General features: G+C 52.9%; 11 protein-coding genes and 1 pseudogene. 3 read left to right on the top strand and 9 right to left on the bottom strand.

The annotated features are described in order from the left end of the window. Together ACP5D4_RS19350 and ACP5D4_RS19345 are read right to left on the bottom strand one after the other, a co-directional pair. Nucleotides 1-502 (bottom strand): annotated as a pseudogene (locus tag ACP5D4_RS19350) (hypothetical protein); the annotation flags it as partial. 436 nt (nucleotides 503-938) lie between these two features. Then, entirely contained in the window at nucleotides 939-1,172 is a 234-nt protein-coding gene (locus ACP5D4_RS19345; RefSeq protein WP_428013254.1) for a hypothetical protein, read from the bottom strand. Nucleotides 1,173-1,678: 506 nt separating this feature from the next. Here ACP5D4_RS19345 and ACP5D4_RS19340 point away from each other — a divergent pair. Both ACP5D4_RS19340 and plsY read left to right on the top strand, forming a co-directional pair. Further along, entirely contained in the window at nucleotides 1,679-2,098 is a 420-nt protein-coding gene (locus ACP5D4_RS19340; protein WP_428013253.1) for a response regulator, read from the top strand. Between the two features lie 133 nt (nucleotides 2,099-2,231). Continuing rightward, nucleotides 2,232-2,924: a glycerol-3-phosphate 1-O-acyltransferase PlsY gene (gene plsY, locus ACP5D4_RS19335; RefSeq protein ID WP_428013252.1), complete on the top strand. Its 693-nt coding sequence runs from the start codon at nucleotides 2,232-2,234 to the stop codon at nucleotides 2,922-2,924. Between the two features lie 127 nt (nucleotides 2,925-3,051). Here the strand turns inward: plsY and ACP5D4_RS19330 are convergent, their stop codons facing one another. The 6 genes from ACP5D4_RS19330 to ACP5D4_RS19305 all read right to left on the bottom strand — a co-directional run bounded on the left by ACP5D4_RS19330 (nucleotide 3,052) and on the right by ACP5D4_RS19305 (nucleotide 9,505). Beyond that, nucleotides 3,052-4,242 (bottom strand): glycosyltransferase, encoded by a 1,191-nt coding sequence (locus tag ACP5D4_RS19330; RefSeq protein ID WP_428013251.1) that lies wholly within the window; start codon nucleotides 4,240-4,242, stop codon nucleotides 3,052-3,054. A 21-nt stretch (nucleotides 4,243-4,263) separates the two neighbouring features. Beyond that, the gene (locus ACP5D4_RS19325; RefSeq protein WP_428013250.1) at nucleotides 4,264-4,947 is read right to left on the bottom strand and encodes a tetratricopeptide repeat protein; all 684 of its coding nucleotides are present in this window, start codon (nucleotides 4,945-4,947) and stop codon (nucleotides 4,264-4,266) included. A gap of 151 nt (nucleotides 4,948-5,098) precedes the next feature. Further along, nucleotides 5,099-5,872, bottom strand: a complete 774-nt coding sequence (locus ACP5D4_RS19320; protein WP_428013249.1) for an SDR family NAD(P)-dependent oxidoreductase — start codon at nucleotides 5,870-5,872, stop codon at nucleotides 5,099-5,101. A 17-nt stretch (nucleotides 5,873-5,889) separates the two neighbouring features. Then, nucleotides 5,890-7,281, bottom strand: coding sequence for a CRTAC1 family protein (locus tag ACP5D4_RS19315; protein WP_428013248.1), 1,392 nt, complete (start codon nucleotides 7,279-7,281; stop codon nucleotides 5,890-5,892). 249 nt (nucleotides 7,282-7,530) lie between these two features. Beyond that, a complete protein-coding gene (locus ACP5D4_RS19310) occupies nucleotides 7,531-7,779 on the bottom strand; it encodes a DUF7219 family protein (protein ID WP_428013247.1) in 249 nt (82 codons plus the stop codon). A gap of 454 nt (nucleotides 7,780-8,233) precedes the next feature. Further along, a complete protein-coding gene (locus tag ACP5D4_RS19305) occupies nucleotides 8,234-9,505 on the bottom strand; it encodes a molybdopterin molybdotransferase MoeA (RefSeq protein WP_428013246.1) in 1,272 nt (423 codons plus the stop codon). 43 nt (nucleotides 9,506-9,548) lie between these two features. Here ACP5D4_RS19305 and ACP5D4_RS19300 point away from each other — a divergent pair, with 43 nt between their 5' ends. Continuing rightward, nucleotides 9,549-9,728 (top strand): hypothetical protein, encoded by a 180-nt coding sequence (locus ACP5D4_RS19300; RefSeq protein WP_428013245.1) that lies wholly within the window; start codon nucleotides 9,549-9,551, stop codon nucleotides 9,726-9,728. A gap of 135 nt (nucleotides 9,729-9,863) precedes the next feature. Here the strand turns inward: ACP5D4_RS19300 and ACP5D4_RS19295 are convergent, their stop codons facing one another. Then, nucleotides 9,864-10,274 (bottom strand): DNA cytosine methyltransferase, encoded by a 411-nt coding sequence (locus tag ACP5D4_RS19295; protein ID WP_428013244.1) that lies wholly within the window; start codon nucleotides 10,272-10,274, stop codon nucleotides 9,864-9,866. Between the last annotated feature and the right edge of the window lie 141 nt (nucleotides 10,275-10,415).

Below are 10,415 nucleotides of genomic sequence, written 5' to 3'. Positions count from 1 at the left end.
CCTCTGTTTCGCTCTCAGTTTCTCCAGGCTCTGCAACTTTTGTCCTGTACTTAGGTACGCAGGCTGCCCGCAAGTCTAAAGCGTCCCAGAGGTTTTGGCTGACTTCTTCTCGCCAGGGTTGGGTAAAGGAAAAGGCGAGGTAGCCGCGACCGTGTTTGACGGGTTTTTCGTACAGGAGGCGACCCTCTTCCGTGGATTGCCACGGAAGGGAGGCTTGTTGAGATAGGACGTTACAGGTTTCCCAAATCACCATGGACGAGGCGAAGCGGCAACTGTCGCCGTTGGCGAACAAATCGGCGTGAGGAGGTGTGGCTTCGGCGATGAGAACCGCTTGACACTTTCGGGAACGTGCGGGGTTGGGGCGAGGGTGCAACGTCAGATCGAGCGCGGTTTGAAAGTCGTTGGGGGTTGAAGGGTTTTGAGCGTCGATCGCTCCGAACTGGGGAGGACGTGGAACGCACGTGTCGCAGGTGACACATTGGGCGTGAAGGATTTGGCTCATCGGACGAGAGGGTGAGGAAGGACTTCGGCGTCTAAAAGACTGGGTGAAGCGAGAAGTCTCAAGGGTCGGTGGTGAGGGGAAACGACAATAGTTATAGACAATCAGTTATGGACCATTGACAAGAAATAACGAACGATCGCCCATCTGCTTGGTGTTCGAGCGATTGATAACTATGGATATATGACTGGTCTGAAGTTACCACTGAAACGCGATCGCAATTGTTCGCAACGATCGCTTTAAGGGGTCTGTTTGACGGCAACGTGAGATATCGATCGCATGGCGATCGGGGCAATCGATTCTGATTCTCTCCCATGGCGAAGGCAAAGGGTTCACACCTACAAAAATGCAGCAGAAAGCTAATTCTGCTGCATTTTGATGAGGATTGGAGTTTTTGGACGTGAGGTTGAGACTTCTGGGTTGAAATATCTCCAGTGTCTTAACGCAAAGCATTCTCGATTTGGTTGGCCAGGTTGAGTTGTTCGATCGTCGGCACGTCGATCGGGCGATCGGCTAGACGCTCTAATTCCCAGGCCATCAACTTGAGGTAACGAGCGCGATCGCGCAAACGCTGGCTAATTCCTTCCGATCCCATGGCCAAACAGGTGGGACAAACATCGCTAAGATAATCGCCAGAATCTCGATAAGCCCGTGCGACAACCTCTTGAGGCACGAAGATCGCCCCGCATAGGTCACATCGACATTTTTCGTCAAAATGGTTGCTTTCTATGTGGATTTTCATGGACTTACTCACTAGGCTCTATGGTTTTCGACAATTGCCGACAGCCTGTTTGATTTAAACGAGGAAAACGACAAACGAGACAAACGACCGTTTTTTTAAATGTCTTGAAACCTTAACAAAGCTCGCGACCTACAGCCGTAAAATCTTAATTCTATTTTAACAGTTATGAGGAGAGGTTTTACAGTTAATTTTCAATTTCAAAACAATCTCGAAAAACGGGGGGTCGATACAGGAAACTACCGTCAATCGATATCCAGCAATATTGAAGTAGTGGCAATCATATTCGAGAAATCCTGCTTGAGGAAGATGCCGAACGCTGTCGATCTGCTAGGACGGTGGTGAAACTCAGTCTTCTTTCTCAAATCGTCTTCGATCGTCCGGATAAAGAACGCGATCGCGCGAACAAATGAAGGTCAGGGCATTTGGGAGTAACGATCGTGACAACAGTGTTAGTGGTTGAAGACGATCCGATTAACTGGCGAGTCTTCCAAAAAATTCTCACGCGACGCGGTGGTTTAAATGCCTTGCATACCGAGGATGTTGAAGAAATACTCAATATCGCCCGCTCCGGAGGCGTCGATATCATTTTGATGGACGTATCTCTGGGGAACAGTCAATACGAAGGAGAGCCTGTAGACGGACTCCGCATTACCCAACTGCTGAAAGCCGATCCCACCACTGCCCATCTTCCTGTAATCCTGGTCACGGCGAACGCGATGGTGGGCGATCGAGAAGCGTTTCTTAAAAAAAGCGGCGCCGACGGCTACATTGCCAAGCCCATTCTCGACCATAACGACTTTATCGCCCAAATTCGCGCCATGTTAGCGAAGACGAAAGACGAGGAAATGAGAAGATGAAGTGGTGAGAAGAGGAGGCAAGAATTTCACTTTCTTCGATCGACTCTAAAAAATTGCAAATTCTCCTAGGGTTGCGATCGCGAACTCTGATAAAATGCTGCTGAATTAACAGACTGGTGGCAAATTGTCGAGTATGGCTGCATGGCTGGGGTTAAATGCAGTGCTGCTGCTGGCAGCATATCTATTGGGATCGACGCCGACGGGGTATTGGGTTGCCTATCGTGCGAAGAATATTGATATTCGCCAACACGGCTCCGGTTCCACGGGGGCGACGAACGTGCTGCGGGTTGTGGGGAAAAAAGCCGCCTTGTTCGTCCTGCTCGCCGATATTTTGAAAGCGGTTGCGGCGATTGCTTTAGTCCGTTTGACTTACGGATTTGTGGGGGGGTTTGAGGCCATCGCCGCCATCGAGCCTCGACTTTGGCAACCTTGGATTGTCACCCTCGCTGGATTAGCTGCCATTTTCGGCCATGCGAAATCCATTTGGTTGATGACAGGTTCGGCGCGAGATCCCGAACTCACAACGGGTGGAAAAGCCGTCGCCAGTAGCCTCGGCGTGTTGTTGGCGCTTTCCTGGCCGGTGGGTTTAGCCACGATCGCTATTTTCGCCACCGTCTTGAGCCTCTCGAGAATCGTCTCCCTCAGTTCGATGTTGTCGGCGATTTTAATTTCCGTGCTGATGTGGGGAACCCATCAACCTCTTCCCTTCTGTCTGTTTGCGATCGCCGCCACCGCTTACGTTTTATTCCGCCATCGCTCGAATATCGATCGCCTGCTCTCGGGAACCGAACCCCGACTCGGACAACAAACCCAACTTTCCAAATAAAAATTACTTTTTATCGAATTCTCACGGTAGGGTTTTGATTTAATCTTGAAAATCAAGCGGTGCGGGGATTATATGCGTTATTCCCCTATTCTACCTGTCTCTGTGGCGAGAAATTTTTATATTTTTTCTAACTTTTTCCCGAAAGAGTCGGAAAAGCCTGCCGAAGCCGTTGCGCTTCCCTCGGATTTTGGACATCGTAGAGGGCGATCGCCTGCTTGAGGGCCAACATCCCATCGAGGACATTTCCCGTTTGCAGCAACATCAACCCTAAATTCCGATGAGAACCGGCCAGTTGGGGATCGAGATCGATGGCTTTTCGATAACAGTCGATGGCCGCCTGAAACTGTCCCAAGCCGCGCAGCGTCACCCCGAGATTGTAAAATCCCAACGCAAAAGTCGGATCGATTCGCACCGTCATTTCAAAAGCGCGTTGAGCTTCTGCAAAATTCCCCATTTGCAACAACGCCGAACCCAAATTCACATAAGCCCCCAATTTCGCCAAGGGTGCGATCGCCGTTTCCGTAGCGATGCCATAGTGTTTCACAGCGCGATCGAACTGTTGGCGTCGCGCGTAAGCAATACCCAGATGATACCGCAACTCAAAAGCCACAGGTTCCGTCACCGCCGCCGCCGAGAGTCCCCGATGCAGCAGTTTCATCCCCGCCGAAATCTCGCCCATCTGGACGTAGAACGCACCCAACTTACTACAAACATAAGGATCGTTGGGATATTGTCGGTGATAGCCTTCGATGGCGGCTTTGGCTCGTTCTAACTTACCCTGGGCTGCGATCGTCCCCGGTTCGTACCCCTCGTGAAGAATCGCCACCGTATCGAGATGGCGGACGTTCCAGCCCGATTCCTCTTGTAACAGTTCCGCCACCGAATCGTCGATGGTGGCGTGATAGGGACGAGAAAAATAGAGCTTCCGATGGCGGCGAAACAACCGCGACACAATGGAATAGGGCGACTGCGAGGCGCCGATTTCCTGACGAATCAAATTGACAGCGATGGCGTTGTCGTTTTCAATGGCGTTTCGCAGCGACGGAATAACCTTAGAATTGAGCCGTTCGTCTGCATCCAGCACCAACACCCAATCCCCCGTGACGAGTTTCAACGCTTCGTTTCTCGCCGCCGCAAAGTCGTCGCACCAATCAAAGTGTCCCACGATCGCACCGGCGTTTTTCGCAATTTCCACCGTGCGATCGCTCGATCCCGTATCCAACACCACGATTTCATCGACGATATCCCGCACGCTTTCCAAACATTGCGGAAGTCGAGATTCCTCGTTTTTGACGATGGCGCAGAGGCTCAGTTTCATAGGAACTGGGGCTTGAAAACTTTAACGCATTCGCAACAAAACCGTATCGAGATTCTCGCGATACAGCGCCACGTTCGGCGCGAGACTCACCGCCCGTTGATAGGCGTTGAGGGCTTCCTCGTACCGTCCCAACCGTTCCAACGCATAGCCCAACCCGTTCCAGGCGGCGGCGTTGTCCGAGTCCAGTTCCAGAGCGCGAAGATAGGCTTCTTGCGCGTCTCCATAGCGTTCGAGGCGTTCTCGCGCCACACCGAGATTGTACCAGGCGAAATCCTCGCCCAGTTCCCCCCAGCGTCCATCGCCGTCGAGGGCGTTTTCACAAGCCTCCGCCGCTTCAAAATTGCGTCCCAAACTGATGCGATCGGCGCAGAGGTTCACCCAAGCCAGGGAGTAATCCGGGGCGATGTCGAGGGCGCGGCGATAGGAGTCGATCGCCGCCTCGTATTCCCCTAAATTCCCCAACTGAACCCCGCGATTCGTCCAAGTTCGCGCGTCGCGGGGGCGCAAATCCAGGGCTTTATCGCAGGCGGTGACGGCCTCGATTCCGCTTCCCTTGGCGCAAATCGTTAAATAGTATTCGTAATAGTATTCTGCGTTATCGACGGCGTTGGCGTCGCCACCGTTGTCAGCCAAGGCGACGCCGCCGATTCCCCAGGCGATCGCTGCGATCGCGCCAACGAGTCCGTTTCTCGAGTACCCTTTCATCGTCACCGGCCCTTATTTGAAAAAACAGTTCGTCGGGTGCGTGAGGCGGACGCCATAACCATGTCGAAGTCCGAAACCTGAGTTTCCCGCGATACGCACCGCCCCATCCCATCATCTCCTCATCCCATCATCCCATCATCTCCCCATCTCCTCACCACGGAAGCCGACTTCCATCCCAGGAAAAAAACTGGCCGCTATCGTCCGCTGTCAACCCGTCCATAACGTCGAGTAACTGCGTCACCGTGCGATCGATCGAAAAGAGCTTTTCCGGGGGAACGTTGCGCTGAAACGGACGAGACAGGCGCGTGTCCGTCGTTCCAGGGTGTAACATCACCACCAGAGTTTGAGGACTTTTGCGAGAATATTCGATCGCCGCCGTGCGTAAAAACATATTCAACGCCGCTTTCGAGGCGCGATAGCCATACCAACCTCCGAGAGAGTTATCGCCGATACTGCCAATTTTGGCCGAAATCGTCGCCAACAGGCTGCGATCGCCGTGACGAAACAGCGGTAACAGATGTTTCGCTAACAAAATCCCGCCGATACTGTTGACCTGAAAATACCGCAACAAGCGATCGGGGTCGATTTGACGCAAACTCTTCTCCGGTTGAATCTCTCCTTCCTGAAGAATTCCCACGCAGTTAATCGCAAGATGGAGTTTTTCAACCTCCTTTTGTAGCGTATTCGTCCAAGCTTCCACCTGTGACTCCTCCGTGATGTCTACTGAAAAACACCGCAAGCGAGTCGGATGAGACTGAGCTAGTTCTAACAGGGGTTGCGCCGAGTCCGGATGGCGATAGGTAGCGTAAACGCAACGGATGCGATCGTCATTTAGCAGATGGCGAACGAAGCCGAAGCCAATCCCCTGACTCGCACCGACGACCGCCACATCGAGCGATCGCACTCCCTCAAACCACGAAACCATTGACATTCTTCTCCTCATCACCCCATCTCAAACTTCCCCAACACCGACCCCGGATAAGGAACCCGAATCAACTGATTCGCCATCGGAGAATCGAGGGACACCTTCGCCCCGTCGGGCCAGCAGACTTCCAAGCGATCGACCCGTCGGTGAGGTCCCAAACCGAAATGAGCCACCGGTTCCATCTGACAGAGATAGCCGCTTCCCGCATCGATGGCGCGAACGTGGCGTTCTCCCGCCACCGTCAAGCGACAAACCGCCCCTCGGGCCGGCGCCCCGTAGCGGGTCAGCGGTAACACCCGCAGCCATCCCGCCTCCGTCGGTTGCGGGCGATACAGCGTCAGCGGTTGCGGTTTCGCTTCCCCGTGAGCCACCAGTAACTCCAAACGGCCGTCGCCGTCGAAATCTCCCACCACCGCCCCCGTTCCAAAACTGTCCGGTTCCCAAGCGTCGCCGATATCCAACTGTCGCCACGCGCCGTTCCGCAAACCAAACAGACGGTTCGGTTCCCCTAAATTGTTGAACAAAATCTCTTCGATTCCGTCGTTATCGAAATCCGCCGCCACGACGCTGCGAACCCGAGACGATCGCGCCATTTCCTGGGGGGCGACGTTGCGAAACTGTCCTGTTGCGCCCTGTAAAAACAGGCGATGCGCCCCTTCCCAGTTTCCGTAAACGATATCGAACTTACTGTCTCCGTCGGCGTCGAGAACCGCCACGCCGCGACCGTGTTTGTAGAGGTCTCGCAACCCCGCCTCTTCAGCGACTTCTTTGTAAGTCCCATCGCCGCGATTGCAAAACAGCAAGTTGGCGCCGTCGTCGGTGGTGGCGAAAACGTCCATCTGATGCGTTACCAGGGGAAGCGCGACCAACCCTCGGGCTGAGGAGAGGCGATCGAGTCCCACCTCGGGGGCGACATCAGCCAGTTGTCCGTTTTCGTCGGTTTCGTAAAGGCGCATCGGACCTATCGCGTTAGCCACAAAAAATCCGTAACGACCGCAACCGAGGCGATCGAGACCCACCGCAGCACAGGCGACCGTAGCGTTGAGAGCGTCTTGATTTTCCGGACGAGAAAACAGATCGATCCATTTTCCGTCTCGAAACGATAACAATTGATGGCGGGCGTGGCGGTCTTCCTTGGGGGCGTGGCCGTTGAGAAGGTAAAGTTCTTCCCGGCCGTCTCCGTCTAAGTCGGCGGCGATGGTGGCGAGAGCGTCCTTCGCGACACCCGCGATCGTCCGGTCGGCGATATCGACAAATCCCGTTCCGTTCCATTTCAGCACCATATTCGGACGCCCGAACCCGGCCACCACCACCTCGAACGCGCCGTCTCCGTCAACGTCCGTTACCGCGAGACCGTGGTGTCGCCGAACGGGGTTGTCGCGCAGCAAGTGACTGTAATTCGTAAACATGGGCGCTTGACGGGTTGTGGTGGGGAGCTTTCTCAAATTTTAACGAATCTCGCGGGGAGAAACCTGCGCTCAAGCCCTTGTTATAACGTCAATTGCGGCCTCAGAAACAGCATAGGTTCGTATCAAGGGGGGCATCTCAAAAATGCCAATCGTCAGAAACCCGGGATCTCTAAGGGACTGGATACCCGAAACTGAGGATTTTCCAGATATCGCCTGTCGATCGCTGGATATTGTAGCTTTCTTGGAAATTCACCCGTCTGAAGAGGAAGAAGAATCACCAATTTGGAGTTCTCGTTTGGATTGTTTGAGCTGTTTCCACAACTCTTTAATGGCGTCATAAGCCTCTTGAGGTGAGATTTTTCCGCTGGTTTCTAGGTTGCAAATGTAATTAACTCGCTGGGCGAATTCTTGTAAATTTGCGTTAAACACGACGTTTTCAGGCTTGAATTCGCCGTAATAGCGTCCTCTGGGGAAAATAAAATTAGAGCGTTCGTCCATAATTGACTCCTCGATCGCGCGATCTAGATGATTCTTGATTCGATTCTTGAAATGTAACTTTTGAAATTCAACTGTTTGAACTCGTAAGGTTCGATCGAGACAGAACAAAAACGTCAGTTAAGCGACTCGTCACGGTTCCAATGGGCGAAAAACGCTGTTCGTGCTGGTCTGCGATCGAAAGCTGTCATCCTTTCATAGTGTAACGACTCAAAGTCGATCGATCGGGGAAATTCCTGAGATTCGTTGAAAACGGCTTGAGGTGAGGGATTCGTCTAGAACAGCGGGGTTCAAATCCCGTAGAGTGCGTTCGTGGGAAACTCAATTCACCGGACGTCCAGCTCACAAACTTTCTGCCAACACATACCGTCTCCCATCATTCAATCTTCGATCATACACACTTATCAGTCAAGAAATCCGGTTTTTCCTTGAATGTTGAAACCGGGGTTCTGGAGAATCACTCAACCTTCAATTTTCCGAACTCTGAAATCGGCGTATCGACCCACAACACCGAAACGGTTTCCCCCGCCTCAACCCGTTTCGTTCCCACCGGAAGCCTCGCACAGCCATTCGTCTGCATTAAATTAATCAAATTTCCCGAACTGAAACTTCCCCCCGGAATCTCGAATTCCAACCCCGTTTCCGTCGCCAACAGCCGACCCCAAAGATAAGTTTCCCGTCCGCCGCCAGACCGCAACTCAACTCGTGTCTTCGCCTTCACGAAAATCGGTTCCCATCCCCGACGCAACCCCGCCAATTTCAACAAAGCGGGTTTGACGAACCGCCAACAACTCACCAACGCCGAAACCGGATTTCCCGGTAAACCGAAATAGAGAGCCTGTTGTTTGGGAAACTGGGCGAACGTCAGGGGTTTTCCCGGTTTTATGGCGATCGATCGCACCAACAAATCGCCCCCTAACTGCTCTAAAATGCGATCGATATAATCGTAATCCCCCACCGACACGCCCCCCGTCGAAACCACCACATCGCCCCAATTCAACGCCTCAGCAATGGAATATTTCAACGTCGCCGGGTCGTCTTCCACAATTCCCACCCGCAGCGGTTCCATTCCCAACGCCGACAAAAACGACGCGAGAGCGTACTGATTCGAGTCCACAATCTGACCCGGCTGAAGATGCTGTTCCGGGGAAACTAACTCGCTTCCCGTGGAGAGGATAGCCACGCGAGGTTTGCGAAATACGCGCACTTTCGTCGCTTGTGCGGCGGCGAAAACCGCGATATCAGCGGCTTGCAATCGCACCCCGCCTTCGATAAGAGGATTTCCCGCCTGGTAGAAACTTCCGCGACGGCGAACGAACTGACCGGGGTTTTCCGGGGGAACGAGAACCGCCACCCCATCGCCGTCGAGACGAGTATTTTCCTGCATCACCACCGTATCCGCTCCCTCTGGCATCATGGAACCAGTGAGAATGCGGGCCGCTTGTCCCGGTTGTAGGGTTTTCTGCGGCGGCGTTCCGGCGGGAATTTCTTCGACAATCTTTAAAACGGCGGGTTCGCTGTCGCTACAGGCGTTTACGTCCTCGAAACGCACGGCGTAGCCGTCCATCGCCGAGTTATCCCAGTGGGGAAAGTCGAGTTGGCTGCTGACGGAGGTGGCGAGAATCCGTCCGCTGGCGTCCAGGAGGTTGACGACTTCGGTGTTGCGTTCGGGATGGAGAGGACGAACGGCGTCGAAAATGAGGCGTTCGGCGTCGGATACGGAAAGCATAGGCGAGGGGGGGGTACAGCTTATATTCTTTGAGGTTGGTTTTATGGTGGCGCGTGGCGGTGCGATCGGGCAAGATGTTTTTAGAGAATCTCGCGTCTCGACGCTCTACATTTTACAAATTTTGGGAGTTTTAGCGATGAACGGAACTTATACAGCGATTATCAAAAAAGACGGCGATTGGTGGATTGGCTGGATTGAGGAAATTCCAGGGGTTAACTGTTAAGAGATGTCTCGCGAGGAATTATTAGACAGTTTGCGCGTGACTTTACAGGAAGCGTTGGAATTCGGGAGAAATCTGTAGGGTGTGTGATGCGGAGAAACACCATTTCCTTGAAGTTATCCCAATTCTATTTCAGCGTCACGCACCGACCACAAAATTGAAGTGATATCGTGATTTTTTCCAAGCCAACGCACGCTCGATCGAACGAGCCACGTGATACCCTAACGGTGGCGGAACCGCATTTCCAATTTGTCCCAACGCCATATAAACCGCTCCGCAAAACGTCCACGATTCGGGAAATCCTTGCAAAATCGCACAATCGGGAACCGACAGGCGAAAGTGTTTGTTTTTCGCCACAAACAATCGGGCATTTTCGCGAGTTTCAGCTACACCGTTCGGCCAGATTTGTAGCTTTCTCCACAGGGTTTGAGCTGAAGAACTATTGAGAATCGAGGTCGTGTGACGAGGGCCAGTTAATCCACTACGAAGGGTTGGTGCAAGTGCGTCGAAACCAATATCTGGAAGTCCCAAGGCTTCTCGAACGCCCATACAGGGTTTTAAAACTGAAGTTTCGCGTTCAAATAAGTTGAGTTGTAGTGAGTCTGGAACCTGTTTTGAGTTGTTTTTCTTAGTTTTTAGATGCTGCCATTCGTAAAGAGGCTGAGGCTTGATGAATGTCTTAAAACTTTG

The organism is Baaleninema sp., assembly GCF_049974805.1.
In the GTDB taxonomy this organism is placed as follows: Bacteria; Cyanobacteriota; Cyanobacteriia; order Cyanobacteriales; family Geitlerinemataceae; genus Baaleninema.
The sequence above is the reverse complement of the archived record's forward strand: the minus strand, read 5'-3'. Positions and strand labels throughout refer to the sequence as shown.